The sequence below is a fragment of the Saprospiraceae bacterium genome, assembly GCA_016709995.1.
In the GTDB taxonomy this organism is placed as follows: Bacteria; Bacteroidota; Bacteroidia; order Chitinophagales; family Saprospiraceae; genus JADJLQ01.
In genome coordinates this window covers 2,668,494-2,687,379 of record JADJLQ010000001.1, presented here as the reverse complement: position 1 = coordinate 2,687,379, position 18,886 = coordinate 2,668,494, and the positions used below count along the sequence as shown (strand labels likewise).

16 protein-coding genes are annotated in these 18,886 nt (G+C 41.9%); 6 read left to right on the top strand and 10 right to left on the bottom strand.

Annotated features, from left to right (window positions below):
- The first annotated feature begins 217 nt into the window (after positions 1-217).
- The 3 genes from IPJ09_11365 (at position 218) to IPJ09_11355 (ending at position 3,376) form a co-directional block, all read left to right on the top strand.
- Positions 218-1,036, top strand: a complete 819-nt coding sequence (locus tag IPJ09_11365; GenBank protein ID MBK7372019.1) for a metallophosphoesterase — start codon at positions 218-220, stop codon at positions 1,034-1,036.
- A 72-nt stretch (positions 1,037-1,108) separates the two neighbouring features.
- Positions 1,109-2,308 carry a right-handed parallel beta-helix repeat-containing protein gene (locus IPJ09_11360; protein ID MBK7372018.1) on the top strand — a complete coding sequence of 400 codons (1,200 nt, stop codon included), beginning with the start codon at positions 1,109-1,111 and terminating at the stop codon, positions 2,306-2,308.
- 12 nt (positions 2,309-2,320) lie between these two features.
- A complete protein-coding gene (locus IPJ09_11355; GenBank protein MBK7372017.1) occupies positions 2,321-3,376 on the top strand; it encodes a hypothetical protein in 1,056 nt (351 codons plus the stop codon).
- 10 nt (positions 3,377-3,386) lie between these two features.
- Here the strand turns inward: IPJ09_11355 and IPJ09_11350 are convergent, their stop codons facing one another.
- From IPJ09_11350 to IPJ09_11340, 3 genes are read right to left on the bottom strand one after another with little or no spacing between them, the layout of a single operon-like run.
- Positions 3,387-4,004, bottom strand: coding sequence for an XdhC family protein (locus IPJ09_11350; GenBank protein ID MBK7372016.1), 618 nt, complete (start codon positions 4,002-4,004; stop codon positions 3,387-3,389).
- A 42-nt stretch (positions 4,005-4,046) separates the two neighbouring features.
- Positions 4,047-4,355, bottom strand: coding sequence for an XdhC family protein (locus IPJ09_11345; protein MBK7372015.1), 309 nt, complete (start codon positions 4,353-4,355; stop codon positions 4,047-4,049).
- Positions 4,348-5,493 carry a VWA domain-containing protein gene (locus IPJ09_11340; protein MBK7372014.1) on the bottom strand — a complete coding sequence of 382 codons (1,146 nt, stop codon included), beginning with the start codon at positions 5,491-5,493 and terminating at the stop codon, positions 4,348-4,350. The genes IPJ09_11345 and IPJ09_11340 overlap by 8 nt, the downstream gene beginning before the upstream one ends.
- Positions 5,494-5,801: 308 nt before the next feature.
- Between IPJ09_11340 and IPJ09_11335 the strand changes: the two genes are divergently transcribed.
- On the top strand, positions 5,802-6,596 hold the full coding sequence (locus IPJ09_11335) for a class I SAM-dependent methyltransferase (GenBank protein MBK7372013.1): 795 nt from the start codon (positions 5,802-5,804) through the stop codon (positions 6,594-6,596).
- 2 nt (positions 6,597-6,598) lie between these two features.
- Here the strand turns inward: IPJ09_11335 and IPJ09_11330 are convergent, their stop codons facing one another.
- The 6 genes from IPJ09_11330 to IPJ09_11305 form a co-directional block, all read right to left on the bottom strand.
- Entirely contained in the window at positions 6,599-7,480 is an 882-nt protein-coding gene (locus IPJ09_11330; GenBank protein MBK7372012.1) for a MoxR family ATPase, read from the bottom strand.
- 211 nt (positions 7,481-7,691) lie between these two features.
- Positions 7,692-8,210: an SRPBCC family protein gene (locus IPJ09_11325; GenBank protein ID MBK7372011.1), complete on the bottom strand. Its 519-nt coding sequence runs from the start codon at positions 8,208-8,210 to the stop codon at positions 7,692-7,694.
- Between the two features lie 113 nt (positions 8,211-8,323).
- Positions 8,324-10,690 (bottom strand): carbon-monoxide dehydrogenase large subunit, encoded by a 2,367-nt coding sequence (locus IPJ09_11320; protein MBK7372010.1) that lies wholly within the window; start codon positions 10,688-10,690, stop codon positions 8,324-8,326.
- 38 nt (positions 10,691-10,728) lie between these two features.
- The gene (locus IPJ09_11315) at positions 10,729-11,223 is read right to left on the bottom strand and encodes a (2Fe-2S)-binding protein (GenBank protein ID MBK7372009.1); all 495 of its coding nucleotides are present in this window, start codon (positions 11,221-11,223) and stop codon (positions 10,729-10,731) included.
- A gap of 31 nt (positions 11,224-11,254) precedes the next feature.
- The gene (locus tag IPJ09_11310; protein ID MBK7372008.1) at positions 11,255-12,118 is read right to left on the bottom strand and encodes a xanthine dehydrogenase family protein subunit M; all 864 of its coding nucleotides are present in this window, start codon (positions 12,116-12,118) and stop codon (positions 11,255-11,257) included.
- A gap of 12 nt (positions 12,119-12,130) precedes the next feature.
- A complete protein-coding gene (locus IPJ09_11305; GenBank protein ID MBK7372007.1) occupies positions 12,131-12,601 on the bottom strand; it encodes a hypothetical protein in 471 nt (156 codons plus the stop codon).
- A 228-nt stretch (positions 12,602-12,829) separates the two neighbouring features.
- On the opposite strand from IPJ09_11305, the gene IPJ09_11300 reads away from it, so the two are divergent.
- A complete protein-coding gene (locus tag IPJ09_11300; protein MBK7372006.1) occupies positions 12,830-15,283 on the top strand; it encodes a glycoside hydrolase family 95 protein in 2,454 nt (817 codons plus the stop codon).
- On the opposite strand, the gene IPJ09_11295 is transcribed toward IPJ09_11300, so the two are convergent.
- On the bottom strand, positions 15,273-16,142 hold the full coding sequence (locus IPJ09_11295) for a sulfite exporter TauE/SafE family protein (GenBank protein MBK7372005.1): 870 nt from the start codon (positions 16,140-16,142) through the stop codon (positions 15,273-15,275). The two genes, IPJ09_11300 and IPJ09_11295, sit on opposite strands and share 11 nt — an antisense overlap.
- 52 nt (positions 16,143-16,194) lie before the next feature.
- Between IPJ09_11295 and IPJ09_11290 the strand changes: the two genes are divergently transcribed.
- On the top strand, positions 16,195-18,810 hold the full coding sequence (locus IPJ09_11290) for a hypothetical protein (GenBank protein MBK7372004.1): 2,616 nt from the start codon (positions 16,195-16,197) through the stop codon (positions 18,808-18,810).
- Positions 18,811-18,886: the final 76 nt, after the last annotated feature.

The window sequence follows — 18,886 nt, the reverse complement described above, 5'->3', positions numbered from 1 at the left end:
ATTCCAAAAATAAGGGAATTGTAGCGGATTGACATCAGGTCTTATTATACGATATACATTATTCAGCTAAAGGACTTGGAAACACTTAAATACAGCTATTTAACATGGTGGTATAGTTTTTTTTAGGATATTGGATGTATTTGAACAACAAGAGGGTAATTTTAGAAGATTTCCTCATGAACTTTACGAACTTTACATCAAACCTGAAAGCAAAGTTATGCAAAGAAGAAAATTTCTCCAATCTACTACAAGTGCCTTTCTACTGTTGGCCAGTGGCGAAGTCGTCAAAGCGGAAGGGTCCTGGCTTACCAATCTAAGTGCAAAAAAACTGAAGTTGCGATTTGCTGTTGCTTCAGATGGACACTACGGTCAGCCTGGTACGGACTATGAAAATTATTTTAAAGCTGTCGTCGATCATATCAATGCCCAGCATGCTTCCAATCCATTCGCTTTTTGTATGATCAATGGAGATATCATACACGATGATAAAGCTCACTGCCCTGCCGCCAAAGCTGCGCTGGATCAGCTACAGGTAAAATATTATGTGAGTCAAGGCAACCATGATAAACTAACTGCCGACGAATGGATGCAAACCTGGAAGATGCCCATCAACTTGCACTTCAGTATTAAGAAAAACAGTTTTGTCATCGCCTCTACTTCTAACGAAACCGGCACTTATCTCTGTCCCGATCTTGGGTGGATGAGTACCACGCTCGAAAAACTTAAGCGGCAGAAAAATGTATTTGTTTTCATTCATATCAATCCTGTCAAGCTGACCACCAATGCAGTAGACTGCCCTGAACTGTTGCAGTTACTGACCAAATACAAAAATGTTAGAGCAGTGTTTAACGGTCACGATCATGACGAAGAGAAAATCAAAGTCAAAGAAAATGTTCCATTTGTGTTTGATGCCCATTTTGGTGGCAGTTGGGGCACAGACTACCGTGGCTACCGTATCGTAGAACTTTACAGTGATAATTCGGTGGCTACCTGGGTGATGAATCCTGAAAACAGGATTAATGAAGCTATGTTATGATCTCTAACCTGCTGAATAGATTATACTTTTTAACTTTATATCGATATTTGACTAGAAATTCTATTAGCTTATATGAAAAAAATTGCTTGGTCTTTTTATATTCTTATTTTTGGTTGCGTACAACTTTTCTCCCAAGCTTCGCTTGAAAAGCAGATCCAAACTCAAATGATTCTGGCCGAGGATGGTTCTGTCATCGAACTCCAGTCAGGACTCATACATCTGACCAAAAGCTTGTCGATGGAAGGCAAAAAGAATATCACTATAAAAGGAATGGGGATAGATAAAACCATTCTCTCATTTAAAAACCAGTCAGAAGGCGCTGAAGGGATCAAGATCACCAATTGTGAGCATATCACCCTGGAAGATATGACTGTGCAGGATTCTAATGGTGACCTCATCAAAACCATGCATGTCAATGGCATCACGATGAGGCGTGTCAAAGCTGAATGGACCGGCAAGCCCTCTAAGAATAATGGCAGCTATGCGCTCTATCCGGTATTGTGTGATAATGTACTGATCGACAGTTGCATCGCTATTGGGGCATCTGACGCAGGTATCTATGTTGGACAATCGAAAAATATCGTCGTCAAAAATTGTACAGCTTATCACAATGTAGCAGGGATAGAGATTGAAAATTCGCTATACGCTGAAGTACATCATAATACTGCAACGAATAATACTGGTGGTATTCTGATTTTTGATTTACCTGACCTGGTGCAAAAAAAAGGCGGTTACGTACGCGTGTATGACAATCTGGTAAAAGAAAATAATTTAAAAAACTTTGCGCCTAAAGGAAACATTGTAGGCAAAGTACCCAAAGGCACTGGGGTCCTGGTGCTGGCTACCAATCATGTCGAAATTTTGTCTAACCAAATTCTAAATAATAAAACCTCCGGGGTAGGCATCATTAGTTATTTTATGACAGAGAATAAAATTAAGGACAAAGACTATTATCCTTATCCCTCAGGTATCTATATTCATGACAATAATTTTGAGCGAAAACATCGCCGCGTTCCTTTTGCTGGAAGGTTTGCCAAAATATACTGGTTTAAGCTAAAGTTTGGCAGGGATGTTCCACACATTGTATATGATGGTATCGTCGACAAAGAATCCCTCGACGCTGACGGAAATGTGAAACCGGAAAATAGAATCTGCATACGTAACAATACAAATCAAAGTGTAGGGAATATGGATGCTGAACACGGATTTAAAAATGTATCCCGGGATGCTAAGCCCTTTGATTGTGCTTTGAACATGATTTATATGCGTTAGTCCGCGATGTCTATGAAGAGCAAAAAGTACTTGTTTCTAATTATTTTATCGACCCTGGTTTTGCTTTCTTCCACTAAGAAGGAACTACCTGAGTTGAGGATCCCTTCCTACAAAATTAAATTATCTGACTATGGTTTTTTTGAAGGGAAATTAAGTGAACAAATACCTTCCTCCGGAGTAGTGCCCTATGCACTCAATGCGCCACTGTTTTCTGACTATGCATATAAATTGAGATTTGTTTCCTTTCCTGAGGCGGCGGCGGTTATTTTTAATCCTGACTCTGTCTTTCAGTTTCCGATTGGCACAGCGCTTATCAAAACATTTTTTTATTATCAGGATGAACGGAATGTAAAGAAGGGGCGGCGCTTAGTGGAGACCAGGGTGTTGCTGCACGAAGAGAAAGGCTGGGTGGCTTTGCCTTATGTCTGGGATGACCTGCAGACGGAAGCCTATCTGGAAGTGGCAGGCGCCACTACCCAGGTGACCTGGAGGGATCATCATGGTGATAAACAAACCTCAGACTATCTGGTGCCCAATATGAATCAATGCAAAGCATGTCACGAACGTAATGGAGTAATGACACCTATAGGCCCTTCTGCAAGACAACTTAATGGAGATTTTGTCTATCAGGATAAGCCAGAAAATCAATTGCAAAGATGGAGTCAACTAAATAAATTAAAAGTGATGCCGGATGATCTGCAGACGCTACCCAAAATGGCAAATTATGAAGTCAGTACCAATGAGCTTGATGCGAGGGCCAGGGCTTACCTGGATGCCAACTGTGCCCATTGCCACAATATATCAGGACCAGCACAGTCTTCTGGGTTGTTCTTGGATTGGAACATCAAAGACAGCACGGCATATGGGTTTTACAAAACTCCTGTAGCTGCCGGTAGGGGCTCAGGCAATTTATCATATGATATAGTACCCGGAAAACCTAATGAAAGTATTTTGCTGTATAGAATGGAGTCTTTAGATCCTGGTGTCATGATGCCGGAATTGGGCAGACATAGGTCTCATGTGGAAGGGATTAAATTGATTAAGGATTGGATAAAAGCTATGCCGTAATTCCTCACAACTACGATTTTTCTAAAATATATTTTCCAGGCTCTTTCTCGAAACTCACTTTGCAGCCGTCGCAACAGAAATAAACTTTTTCCCCATGGTATTCAATCACATGTTTAGGATTGTTTTTATCTACAGGCACTCCGCAGACAGGATTGATATAGTATTGAGCGAGTATTTTTTCTTTTTCCATGGCAGGTGATTGATTGGCCTGCCCGGATTTTAATTGGATGATTTGGGCAAGGATACTGATGGCTACTTCTTCCGGTTTTTTTGCATTGATATCGATGCCTGCCGGGCTATATACTTTGTCCAATTGATCTTGAGCGACACCGGAGTCCAAAAGATATTTCCATACCGCTTCTTTCTTTTTTCGGCTGGCGATGAATCCAATATATGGCGCATCCTGGGCGAGCGCAAGTTCCAGGGCTTGTTCATCAGATTCGCCTTGCGTAGCTACCAGGATGAAGGGTCGTGGATGGATGGGTATGCTACTAAAATCAAATTTACCAAATAGTGCATCTGCCTCATCAAAAAAACCGGTATCTGCGTCCTGGGCCATTGCTGATACGCGATAGCCTAAAGTTTTAGCCAACCTGGCTACTGATCGGGCGATCATGGTTTTGCCCATGACGATTAGATGGGGAGCGACCACTTGTGGTTCGATAAATACTTATACGGTGCCTTCGCTTTGACAGGTCATTTTATAAATTTTTATGTCAGATGTTGAATTAGATTCTTTTTGTCCTATGATCACCCGTCGCGCCAGGCCTGATTGGATGGCATCCACGGCTTCTTTGCAAACAATGGATTTGACACAACCACCCCCAATCCAACCTGTGAGCTTTCCGTATTGATCGACGATGGCTTTGTCGCCTACTTTGCCTGAAGAGGGTTCATGACGACTGATGACGGTGACAGTGGCAAAGTCTTCGTGATTTTTTTTGAATTGAAGGATGGTATTTAAAAATTCGTCAGACATGATGCAATAGATCCTCCAATTCTAATAAACTTTGAAGATTATGAGCAGATTTAAAATGATGGATGGAGGGTAGGGCGGCACGCATACCGGCCGCGATCGGTTCATATCCTTGCATGCCTTTCAAGGGATTGAGCCAGATCACTGATTTGCTTCTTCGCTTGATTTTTTCCATCTCTTTGCTCAAAAGTACGGGATTGCCGGTTTCCAAGCCGTCACTTAGTATGATCACGACAGGTGAGCCATGCAACATGTACCTGGCGAATCGTTGATTAAAGGCTTGTAAAGACCCTCCTATTCGAGTGCCACCAGACCAATGATCTGCCTGGGAGGTGATCTCCCGGAGCACTTCATCGATTTGCATCCATTTCATCGCTTTGGAGATGGATACAAGTTTGGTACTAAATACAAAAGCCTCTAAACTTCTGAAATATCGTTTTAATGCATAGATGAAACGGAGCAAATAAAAACTGTATTTGTCCATGGATCCACTGACATCCAATAATATGATGAGTCTACGTTTTTTATTTTTCCGCACAGATCGGTAGATGTTCATCGGATCTCCACCTGTCTCAATACTTTTGCGTATAGTTTTTGCCATATGTAGCTTTATACCCCGATCGCGACGCGCTTTTTGTTTTCGTCTCATGCGAATAGCAAATTCTTTAAAGAGGCGATCCGCTAGTTCATTCAACGGGGTTTCATCAATGGTCAATATTTTAGTGAAATCTGTTTTTTGCAATCTTTCTTGTGAATTGGATCCCGATATGGCCTTCGCATCTTCTTTTGGATCCTCATTGGATTTGCCCTGGCCGAGCATGACCAGGGAAGTATTTGTTTTTTTTTGCACCTGCCCCAATCGTGTAGTCTTATAGGTCATTTCACTAAGATCCAATGGATTGGTGTCCCAATAGTTTGTAAATAGTTGTAGGAAAATGCCTTGTTCTTCTTTGGAGGTGCAACACAAAGCAGTAAGAGCTATTTTGAACTGAACCTTATCCGCCAGCAGCGTTGTCTGGCCGATGAGCAATGCTTCATGGGTCTGATCCAAACCAACATTGAATCCATAGCCTCGAATAAACTGAAAGAAACCGAGGATGGAGTCTGTGATGGATTTAGCAGAATAAGCTTGAGGTATCATAATTCATTAAAAAAAACTGAAAATGCATTGGAAAGCTTATTGAAAATTTGAGGATGCATAATCCCTAAATTTTTGCAGATTTTTCTTGCCAAATTATTTTTTATTTCTTTATTCCTGGGAAGGCCTGAAGTTTTGTTATTTATAATATTCCGAATAATTGTGTGATTTCCACCTTCACGATAAGGAGCGCAATTTTTTCATTTTCATAAGAAAGCAATCTTTAAGTTGTCAAATTTACATGAAAACTTGTTTACTGGATAAAATGGTTTGAAAGGAGGATCAATATCTTTTTATTGTATTTTGAGCCAATGTTAAATTCGTTTATAGTAAGGATATTTTTCAGGGTAGCCTATTGGTATATCAATTCAGTGGATAAACTTGGGGAAGTTACTTTTTTAAATTATGGGTATTTTGATAAAGATCAGTATCTGGAACTCAAGGCCCAGGATGAGAAAAACAGGTATTCTATCCAATTATATCACTTGGTCGCCACTGCTGTTGATGTTCAAGGCAAGGACATCTTAGAGGTAGCTTGTGGTAGGGGAGGAGGCTTAAACTATATACTACATTATTTATATCCCAAGTCTGCCACAGGAGTCGATCTTAATGAAAAAGCAATCCTTTTTTGTAAAAATCAGTATCAGGACAAAAGAATCAGTTTTTTAAAATCAAATGCAGAGCATTTAAATTTAATGGATGAGTCCTTCGATGTGGTGATCAATATTGAATCCTGCCATGCATACCCTCATCTGAACAGATTTTTATCAGAAGTGCACAGGGTCCTTAGGCCGGGTGGATATTTATTGTTGGCTGATTTCAGGCCACGATCTGGACTTAAGGATTTACGAATTAAATTGGTGAATTCAGGTTTGAAAATAATCCGGGAGGAAATGATCACCAACCAAGTTTATCAAGCTTTGAAATTGATACATCCCCAAAGGTCTTTTTTGATCAAAAGATTGGTGCCTTGGATCTTTAGAGCGATGTCAAATCAATTTGCTGCTTTGGAAGGCACTTCGATATTCAAAAGATTTTCAAAACATAAAATGGAGTATGTACATTATGTTTTACAGAAAGCAGAAGGACTAAGCATCCAGTTATAAATTTATTGTACAAATGATTCCACTCCAGCTTCGCTAACTAATTTTATATCCTCTTTAGACTTTAGCAATACACCAAGGGTCTCTTCAAATGCCTTGGTATTGAGATTCCGATATCCGAGTGCCACTAAAGATTCTGCCCAGTCTAAAGTCTCAGAGATGCCGGGTTGTTTGGCCAATTGTTTAGTTCTCAAAATTTGGACACAATTGACCACTTGCTGCAAGAGTTCATTTTCGATGCCTGGCAATCTTTTTTCTATGATCTTCATTTCTTTTTCCTTGGAAGGGAAATCGATCCAATGATACAGACATCTACGTTTAAGCGCATCGCTGAGTTCGCGGGTGCGATTGGAAGTAAGGATGACAATGGGCTTGTGGGTGGCTTTGATGGTGCCTAGTTCTGGTATACTGATTTGATAAGCAGACAATAATTCAAGGAGATAGGCTTCGAATTCTTCATCGGCGCGATCTATCTCATCGATCAACAATACAGGAGCTTGTGTTGATTCGGTAATGGCTTGTAGCAAGGGTCTTTTGAGAATGTAATCATCAGAGAAAATGATGTTTTCTTTTTCTCTGAGACTTGATCCGGACTGCTCTAAAAGTTTAATGCTGAGTAATTGTTTTTGATAATTCCATTCATAGACGGCATTGTTGATATCAAGTCCTTCATAACATTGTAGGCGAATCAATGGTGCGTTTAACAATCGGGACAATGCTAGCCCTATTTCTGTTTTTCCTACTCCAGGGGGCCCTTCGACAAGTAATGGTTTGTTGAGTTTTAATACCAAATACAGGACTACCGCCAGATCGGGATCTGCTACATAGGAATCATTGAAGAGAGATTCGATGATGGATTCCGGTGAGTCTATGTTTGAATTATTCATAATCTAAGTTGGGTCAAAACTGTATCGGGGTGGAGGAGCAAAGAAAGTAATTTATTTCGAGAGTTCGCGCAAAGTCGCGAAGGCGCAAAAAAGTAATGGTTTCAAAGAGTTCGCGCAAAGTCGCGGAGGCGCAAAAGTTTAATTTACTTACGAAATCAGCGCTCCCGAGACTTCGGGAGTTGTAGCGGAACGAAGGTTCAAAGAAAATAATTTATTTAAACAATCCTTTGACTACACTTCCAATGATGGATCCGGTATGTACATCTTTATCCACCTCGCCACCAGCCAGCTGAGCTTCTAAGTTTTTACCAAACTGATCTAATAATTGATTGGAGACATCATTGATCAGTCTTGATCCAAACTGGGCCATCATACCAGATACATTAATGTCCATGGTTAGACTGATTTCAGTACCGGCATCTACTTCGTTAAGCGCTGCATCCATTTGCATTTCTGCATTGCCTTTACCTTTACTTTCAAGGCCTAGTCCTTTTAGCGAAAGCTTTTTAGTCTCAGCATCTCTGGTTAGAAAAGTGACGAGACCATCGTATTTTGCTTTTACAGGGCCCATTTTAAATTCTACCTGCCCCTTGTATTCTGTATCACTTTCTTTTGAAGTGAGCGAAGCTCCAGGCACACAACTGACGATTTTTTCCGGGTTGATGAGAAGTTCCCATACCGTATTTATCGGATGATTGACGATGATGGTTTTGTCGATTTTTGCATTCATAGTATTATTGTTTTTCTCGAAAACGAATTATTTTATAAAAATATCCGCAAACTATATGAAAATACTGAAATCAATTTTTGAGTCTTTTCACATAATTTGCGGATAAATAAGATTTAAATTACTCCTTTTTCTTTCAAGGCTTTCCAGACTTTAAAAGGCGTGATGGGTATGTCCAGATGTTTGATACCATAGGGCGATAAAGCATCCACGATGGCATTGGCTATGGCTGGAGGGGCACCCACAGTCGGAGATTCACCTACACCCTTAGCTCCAATGGGATGATGTGGTGAAGGGGTTACGGTATGGCCGGTCTCCCAACTTGGCGATTCTACCGCAGTAGGTACCAGGTAATCCATAAACGTACCGTTGAGCATATTGCCCTCTTCATCATAAATCAACTCTTCATACATCGCTGGTGCAATGCCTTGTGTTAGTCCACCATGAACCTGGCCTTGTACGATCATGGGATTGATGATATGACCACAGTCGTCAATGGCTACAAATCTACGCACCGTGATATGACCGGTCTCTTTGTCGATATCTACCACACAGATATATGCTCCTGATGGGAAGGTAAGGTTTGGTGGATCATAATAATGAGTTGCTTCAAATCCGGCTTCCAGTCCTTGTGGAAAATTGGTGTAGGCTGCAAATACTATCTCTTGAATCGATTTTGATTTTTCAGGAGCGCCTTTGACCCAAAATTTTCCTGGTTCCCATTCAAGATCGTCTTCACTGACTTCCAAAAGATGGGCGGCTATTTTCCTTGCTTTGTCGACTAATTTCTTAGCTGCTACCGCTGCTGCAGCACCGGCAGTCGGAGTGGATCTACTGGCATAGGTACCCAAGCCATAAGGAGCTGTATCCGTATCACCTTCTTCTACCTGGATATTTTCTGCAGGGATACCAAGTACTTCCGCGACTATCTGGGCATACGTAGTCTCGTGTCCCTGGCCTTGAGATTTGGTGCCGAATCGTGCGATAGCTTTGCCGGTAGGATGCACTCTGATCTCAGCACTGTCAAACATTTTGATGCCCAGGATATCAAAGTCTTTTGACGGACCAGCACCTACGATCTCAGTGAATGTGGAAATGCCTATGCCCATGAGTTTGCCTTCGGCTCTTTTTTGAATTTGTTCTTTGCGCAGACCTTCATAATCGATGGCTTCCATCGCTTTTTTCAAACCTGCATGGTAATCTCCACTGTCATAGGACCAACCCGTTGGTGATTTCCAGGGGAAGTCTTCTTTTTTGATAAAATTTTGAAACCTTAGATCGGCTGGGTCTCTACCAAGTTCTAAAGCAAACCGATCGGTGATCCGTTCGATAGCATGCACAGCCTCGGTCACCCTGAATGAACAACGATAGGCTACACCCCCGGGAGGTTTATTGGTATATACGGCATCCGCTTCCATAAAGGTAGTGTCGTAATCATAGGATCCTGTCCCAATGGAAAACATGCCTGTTGGAAACTTAGATGGGTTGGCTGCGGCATCTGTATATCCATGATCAGCCAATACTTTAAATCGGGTCGCTTGTATTTTGCCTGCTTTGGTGCCAGCCATTTCTACTTTGATATGATAGTCCCTGGCAAATGAATCCGCTTGAAGATTTTCACTGCGATCTTCTATCCACTTCACCGGCTTGCCTACTAAAAATGAGACTGCAATGGCAATCACATATCCTGGATATACGGGTACTTTACCCCCAAAGCCTCCGCCAATATCAGGTGATACTACTCTGATCTTTTCTTCTGTAAGGCCCACATGCCCTGCCACCAGGGCGATCACCGTGCGTATGGCATGGGGTGCCTGCGTAGTCATATACATGGTAAGGTGATTATTGATCTTGTCATAATCTGCGACACAACCGCAGGTCTCTATAGAAGCTACGTGGATGCGGGGGATATACATATCTTGCTCGACGACGACTTCTGCATTTTTAAAGACTTCTTCCGTTTTGTTTTTATCTCCTACTTCCCAATGCCAGATATGATTGTCTTTCTTATCTTTTTTATCAGTTCGTAAGACAGGTGACGAAGGATCCATGGCTTTGTAAGGATCCATCAAGGGCTTCATTGGTTCGTATTCTACTTTTACAGCTTCGCGGCCATCCCGGGCGGCATACCTGCTGGTAGCTATGACAGCGGCCACTTCCTGGGATTGATACATCACTGTGTCTGTAGGCAATACCATCTGGGTATCGGACATCAGTGTAGGCATCCAGTGGAGATTATATTTTTCGAGGTCTTTGCCAGTCACTACCGCAGCGACACCAGGCACTTTCATGGCTTCCGAGATATCGATATTCTTGATTTTTGCATAGGCATAGGGACTTCGTACAATATCCATATAGAGCATGCCCTCGAGTTTGATGTCATCGACATAATGGCCTTTGCCCTGGATGAACCGGGCATCTTCTTTTCGTTTCATGGAGTGACCCATTCCACCGATCGCTTTCGAAGTTTTACATTGAATCATGATGAATAAAATTTTATTAGTATGAAAGAATGGGTTGATTAGACAAATTGGGGTTCAGTGGATGCGGGTGTCTCGCCACGCATCTTGGCAGAAGCATATTGAATAGACTTCACGATATTATTGTATCCGGTACATCGGCATAGATTGCCTGAGATGCCCCAGCGGATCTCGTCTTCGGTGGGATTGGGATTATTGGCCAATAGTTCCGAAGCACGCATAATCATACCGGGAGTACAATATCCACAGTGTAGACCGTGATTTTCATGAAAGCCTTCCTGAAGCGGATGCAGGCCATTCGCTGCCATTCCTTCAATCGTCTGTATGGTCTTGTCATTGGCCTGGACAGCCAGAATAGTGCAGGATTTTACAGACTGACCATCCAATAATATAGTGCATGCACCACAGTGAGAAGTATCGCAACCTATATGGGTGCCTGTAAGATTGAGGTTTTCACGGATAAAATGCACTAATAATGTGCGAGGCTCTATATCGGCTTCATGTGCAGTGCCATTGACTGTTACATTTATTTTCATGTTGTTGATATTTTCTTTTGTTTAAAAAATGTTATTTCACTCTGGATAATGCTGAAGCAATCATCCTTCTGACCAGAACGGCGCCCATATCTCGTTTATAAGCTTCGCTTCCTCGCAGATCACTGGAAGGAGCACAATCTTCAGAAGCAAGTTTGCCAGCTTCTTTTACATTTTGATCGGTCAAAGGTTTGCCTTTGAGGAATTCTTCAGATCGAAGGGCACGCATGGGTACTGCATTGACATTGGTAAGCCCTATGCCAATGTTTTTGCAGATATCACCATCCATGGTCAATACCACCGCTACACCAGCTGTGGCATAATCTCCGACTTTGCGTTCGAGTTTATGATATGCACTTCCCGTATGATCAGGAGGGACTGGAATGTATATTTCAGTGAGAACCTCGTTTTGTTCCAGAGCGGTAGTATAAAACCCCTGAAAAAAATCATTGATGTCGATGCTTCGGCTGCCATCGGGGCCGGTGGCTATCACAGAAGCACCTAAGGCCAACATGACAGCGGGATGGTCATTGGCAGCATCACCATGAGCCAGGTTACCTCCCAGGGTACCCCTATTGCGTACCTGAGGATCGGCGATTTGTTTGGTGACATCTGCAAAGATTGGATAGTGCTCCTTGAGCAAATCTGAATGTTCAAGTTGAACCTCGCGGGTAAGCGCACCGATTTTAATGGTATCGCCATCTATTATAATATCCGATAGCCCCGGTATATTATTGATGTCGATGAGTACTGCAGGACTGGCAAATCTGAGCTTCATCATGGGGATGAGGCTATGACCACCAGACAAGATTTTGGCATCGTCGCCATAGTGCTGAAGCAGATGGATCGCCTCCGTCAGCGTATGAGGGGCTTCGTAATTAAAAGATTGTGCAATCATGATGTAAAGATTTTATTTTAAGGATTTTTTATTAGCTAAAATGAAATTTGTGTCCAAAGCAAGATTAAACTTCTGAAAAATGAATTTTATGAATGAAAACATACTCCCATTGAACCAAGTACCTAAGGTGATCAGGATGACTCCTGTATAGTATTGAATGAATGCTGCACGATTCAGGATAGACATCATAGTCACCAGTAATCCTATCCCGACGACCAGCATAGCGATTAATGTCTTAGATCCCTTGTATTTCATGATCAGGGAGATGGCGATCGCGACCCCACTGATACCAACCAACCAGATAGCATAATGAAAGTCATCATTCATGGACAAATCCGGCGAGGCGGAGCATAATGCGATAGTACTGCTGTAGGCTAAAACACAAAAAGGACATTTGGGTAATAAAATCAAAAGCAAAGTGCCCCATAACCCAGAGGATTTAGTATCAATCAGATGTGATTTTTTACAAGAGTTGCACTGCATGAAATGGCTTTTTATTTAGTGGTATTTTGGGGTTTTCAGCAGCTTTTGCTCTAAGTTATACTTTATTGATCAAAGGTTTGTTTTTTTTTTGAGAAATTAATGAAAGGAGGTCATAATTATTTGAATTCAGGTTTCTGCATTGATCTCCGGGATTATAGCCCATTCTTGGGCAATTTTATTTTCTACTTTTGCAATAATTAATGTTTGACCATACTCTAAATTAATAGAATGAAATACCATTGGTTTGAAGTCATCTATATAGTTTTAGTGACCAGTGCCGCTCCTGCTCAGTCTAAGGATGTGCCAACTAAGATTGAGACAGGAAATTTTAACCCTGCTACCCTCAGCTGGTATCAATCTCCAGCCTCCAAATGGGAGGAAGCACTTCCAGTCGGTAATGGTAGATTGGGGGCTATGGTGTTTGGTAAAAATCAGGAAGAAAGGATTCAACTAAACGAAGAGACTTATTGGTCAGGAGGGCCTTATTCCACTGTTGTCAAAGGCGGCTACAAAGTATTGCCGGAGATTCAAAGCCTGGTTTTTAAGGAGAAATACCTTGCAGCTCACAACCTTTTTGGCCGTCACCTCATGGGTTATCCAGTGGAGCAACAGAAATATCAAAGCCTGGCCAACTTGCATTTATTTTTCGAAAACCAGGACACAATAACTCAATATAAGCGTTGGCTCGATCTTGAAACCGGGATTGCAGGAGTGTCATATCGATCCCAGGGAGTAACCTACCATCGGGAAGTATTTGCTTCTGCCCCGGACCAGGTCATTGTAATAAGACTCACCGCAGATAGGCCCAATAGTATTTCTTTTGCAGCCAATCTCAGAGGTGTTAGAAATCAGGCACACTCTAATTATGCTACGGATTATTTTAGAATGGATGGCTTCGATCGGGATGGTTTGATCTTGACAGGCAAATCGGCTGATTATATGGGCATAGAAGGAAAGCTGCGGTATGAAGCTCGTATCAAAGCAGTCCCTGAAGGCGGCTCCATGAAAACCGATGGCGTCGATCTGATCATCGATCATGCCAATGCGGTCACCTTGTATTTTTCAGCGGCTACCAATTTTGTGAATTATAAAAATGTCAACGCTGATCCACATCAAAGGATGGAAGCTTGTTTTAAGAGCATTCAAAGAAAATCTTATCTGGAGATTTTTAAAGCTGCTTTGAAAGATTATCAAAATTATTTTAATAGAGTCTCGCTGACCTTACCTGTCACTGAAAATTCGTTTCTTCCTACACCGGATCGAATAAGGAAGATTCAAACAGCCCCTGATCCTGCACTCTCGGCTTTAAGTTATCAATTCGGAAGATACCTGATGATCGCCTCCTCGCGCGCGGGCACGCAACCCGCCAATCTGCAAGGCATCTGGAATGACGATATGAATCCAGCCTGGGATTCAAAATATACGACCAATATCAATACTGAAATGAATTATTGGCCTGTAGAAAGCAGTAACTTATCTGAATGTGCTGAGCCATTAATCACCATGATCAAAGAACTCTCGGATCAGGGCAGGCAGGTAGCACGCCAACATTATGGTGCTAAAGGTTGGGTCTTTCATCAGAACACGGACTTATGGCGGGTGGCTGCACCGATGGATGGACCTACCTGGGGCACATTTACTGTCGGTGGCGCCTGGCTATGCACCCATCTGTGGGAACACTACCAATACACGATGGATGTCAATTATTTGAATCAAATATATTCCACTTTGGAGGGATCCGTACAATTTTTTATGGATTTTTTGGTGCCGCATCCAAATGGCAAATGGCTAGTGACCAATCCCTCTACTTCGCCGGAAAATTTTCCAGATGGTGGAGGTAATAAACCTTATTTTGATGAAGTCACTGCAGGATTTAGAGAGGGCACTACCATCTGTGCAGGATCCTCTATCGATATGCAGATATTGTATGATTTGTTTGGATATTTTGTAGAAGCTTCTGCAGTACTGCAAAAGAAAAATTCCTTTATTCAAGAAGTGAAAGTAGCCAGAGAAAAACTGGTCCCTCCGCAAATCGGCAAGGATGGTTCATTGCAAGAATGGGCAGATGACTGGACTTCATTAGAAAAAAATCATCGGCACTTCTCTCATATGTACGGTTTATACCCTGGTAAAGTATTGTATGATAAGAAAAACCTGGCTTTGATCGGGGCTTATAAAAAGGTATTGGAAGAAAGAGGGGACGGATCTGCAGGTTGGTCAAGAGCTTGGAAAATGGCTTTGTGGGCAAGACTGGGCGATGGCAACAGGGCAAATAAAATCTACAAAGGATTATTAAAAGATCAAACCTGTACTTCTTTGTTTTCTATATGCAGCAGAGCCATGCAAGTAGATGGCAGCTTTGGCACTACCGCAGCTATCACCGAAATGTTGATCCAGTCACAAGATGGAAGTATACGATTGCTGCCCGCTTTACCTGATGAATGGAATGATGGGCAGTATAAAGGGGTCTGTGCACGAGGCGGATTTGAATTGGATTATGCCTGGAAGGATAGACAGATTACGCACCTGGTAATAAAATCCAAAGCTGGTGGATTATGTAGAATGGAAGACAAACCAAATTTAAAAATAAGTAGTGAGGGACATCGTATAGAATTCAATAGAACTACCGGCGGGAGTGTTGAATTCAATACAGATAAAGGTCATATTTATATTATTGAATAGCTTTTGATTTATTCATTCCGGATCTCAACATGACTACGGCAGTATACAATATCACCAATATCACTAACCACCTCAATGTATCCAAAGGCAATGATTTCACAATCAATGCAGCAATCAATACGGCTACTATAGAAGGAATAGCCATACCGATGGCTGCTTTTCTGTTATACGCTCCCTCTCGAATAAACCGTATCGATGCAGGTGGCATTAAAAATGCACATGAACCCATCATGATAGGAAAAGCTACCTGGGGCGATAATCCGAGTGCATACACCAAGGCCATACAAGGTGCATATAAGCCGATGCCCGCTGTCATCAAAGCACCTAAAATAAAATTTACAATTACTGCAATAATGAGTTTACTATAAGGAAGCCCAATCGCCGTGCCACCTCCTTTGATCCAATCCAGCTTTCCTGCAAGCATAAAGCCGGCGGTAATCAACAAAGCGATGCCCATGGTCAACCTTATCTTTCTTTCTGACATCTTAGCGACGATACCCGCCCCCAGGATTGCTCCGGCTGTCGCCGCAAGGAGCATAGAGATCAATGTTGTCGCATCCACTTTTATTACCGTTATAAATATTATAGCCTGAATCAGTACCGGTATCGTATTGGCCACATTCATCGTGCCTGGTATGAGCCGATCTTCCGTTTGGTTCGTGAATTTTAATAGTGCTGTCTGTGGTGCAAAGGCTCCGATACCAAGGACATCAAAAAAATTAACCACAAAACCAATGGCGCCAGTTTTTAACCAGCTGACAGGTTCGAGATAATTTTTGTGTTTAATATAATCTGTAACCAAGACTATAGTATAGCCTATAGTCAATAGTGCAAGTGAAATCCAGATAAAGATTATCATTTCCGATCAAATGTATAATTAATTTAAATTTAATTATTTTGGGGAATTATACATGAAGATATATTTTAAAATAAGCACGTTAATTTTTTTTTTGACTTATCATCTCACTTCTGCTCAGCAGATCAAGTCGCCCTTAGAAGCATCTTTTGATGATTATCAGCATTTTAAAGAGGATTCCCACTTTCATCTCGATTGGGTTTCACTTGGACCAATGCTCAATTCTGCACGGGCAGATGTCGTGCAGTTAGATGCCAGGCATCCCGGCACGATGTATGTAGGCTTTGGTTCAGGGGGGCTGTGGAAGACCATCGATCATGGTGTCACCTGGCACTGCGTATTCGAAAATCAGGCTTCAATGGGCATTGGAGATATGGAGCTTGCTCCTTCTGATCCTTCTATTATTTACGTAGGTACCGGAGAAAACTTGAAGAAACCAAGAAATTTTACCTTGCCTGGCACAGGGATGTATCGATCAGGTGATGCTGGTAAAACCTGGACGCATATTGGTCTTGAAGACTCCTGGTCGATCGGAGAAATAGCCATTGATCCAAAAAATCCCGATATCGTTATGGTAGCCGTGCTGGGGCATCTTTGGTCAAAAAATAAAAATAGAGGATTATATAAGACGATCAACGGTGGAAAGACCTGGCAACAAGTATTGTATAAAGATGAATCAACCGGAGCGAATGATATTGTCATCGCTCCTGCTAACCCTAAGATCATGTATGCCTCTATGTGGGAAGTTTATCCGGGAGTCAGTGGTAAAAACAGCGGAGTATATAGAAGCAAAAATGGAGGGAAAACGTGGACTCCCTGCGTTGATGGATTGCCATCAGGTGCCTTAGTGGGTCGCATTGGACTTACAGTCTCTCATACTAATCCATTAAAAGCTTATGCATTCGTGGATAATCTAAACAATCCCGAAGGGCAGACTGCGGAATTATATAAAACCATTGATGGAGGTGTTACGTGGAGTAAAACGAACACACAACCATTCTTTATTTTTTCTGTGATCGGCTGGTATTTTACAGATGTCTATGTTAACCCAAAAAATGATGAGGAGGTTTATTGCCTTGGAATAAGATTAGCCCACAGTATAGATGGAGGTAAGACTTTTTCATTTATTGGCGGCCAGGTCAATCGGGTGATGCCCAGTGCAGCAAAGGGATTCCATTTGGATCAATCCGAACTTTGGATTAATCCAGAAAATCCCAATCATATTGCAGCAGGAAATGATGGTGGCTTTTATGAAAGTTTTGACAAAGGCCTGTCCTGGATACATTACAACAATATTCCGGTAGGAGAATTTTATGATATTGAGATCGATCACAAGAATTATACCATCTATGGAGGTACTCAGGATGATGCCACTGTCTACGGGCCGGCCAAAGAACTAAATATTCATCACCCCGATCGATGGAAATATCTATGGATAGATCCCTGGGACGGAGGGGACGGTTGCGTATCTGCTATAGATCCGGATGATGACAATACAGTATATTACAGTGCACAGCATGGCGATGCCAGGCGGTATGATAAAAAAGCAGATACGGCCACAAATATCAAACCTGAGCTTCCAAAAGTGATCAAGGATACGCTTACCTTTAATTATATCACGCCTTACTTCGTTTCAAACTACGATAGTAAAACTTTATACCACGGAGGAAACTATATCTTTAAAAGCAATGACCGGGGGGATAGCTGGAAGGTCATCAGTCCCAATCTTGCCCGATCCTCTAACGCAGATAAGAAATCTTTTTCTATGGGTGCTCTGGCTGAGTCATTGATAGAAAAAGGATTATTGTATGCCGGCACAGATCATGGCGCACTTTGGGTCACTCACAATGAGGGTGAAAGCTGGACAGAAATAGATAATGGAATTGCTGATAATTACATCCGGAGCATCTGCCCTTCAAGATTCTCCAAGTCAAGAGTTTATTTGGCTATGACCGGCATTAATTACGATGACCTCCATAGCTATGTCTATGTATCTGAAGATTATGGGAATAACTGGATCAGTATAACCAGGGGCTTGCCGGACGAACCAGTGAATGTAATCTTAGAAGACCCTACCTATGAAAATATCCTATATGCGGGTAGTATACGTGGTGTATATATCTCGACCGATAGAGGTCGTACCTGGTCGTATCTTGGCAAGCATATGCCCGGCACAGCCATTGCTGATCTCGAAATTCATACCCCGACCAGAGAATTAATTGCCGCAACGCATGGACGAGGGATATACAAATTAAACCTTGAGCCTATCTACACCTTGTTGGCTAATAATCTGTCAATAAATCAGGATCATTTATTTGAGCTCAAACCAATCACCTTACCCTGGTTTCATTCCGTTTCAGGTGTTGCTGATTATCGTACCGTTGAAAAGACCAGTATTTCTTTTTGGATGCATGAGACAAAGCCCGTTAAGATTACCATTAAAGATAAAACGGGTAAAGAACTATGGAAGGTAGATATGACGGGTCAGCAAGGGTTTAATGAATACCGGTGGGATTTAATTACAAAGAGACAGGACAGCTTATTGCCTTATTTTACAGAATATGAGACCTATATTCGACCGGGGGATTATACTTTGGTGTGGTCCGATGGAAGATCAGAATTGAAGCGTGATATTAGAGTGCAAACCAGGGAAAGGCCACACAAGGAATAATACTGATTTAATTAATAGCCAAATACAGGATCGAACAGAAAAATCCAAACAAGAATATTTTTTCTTCAGTTGCTAC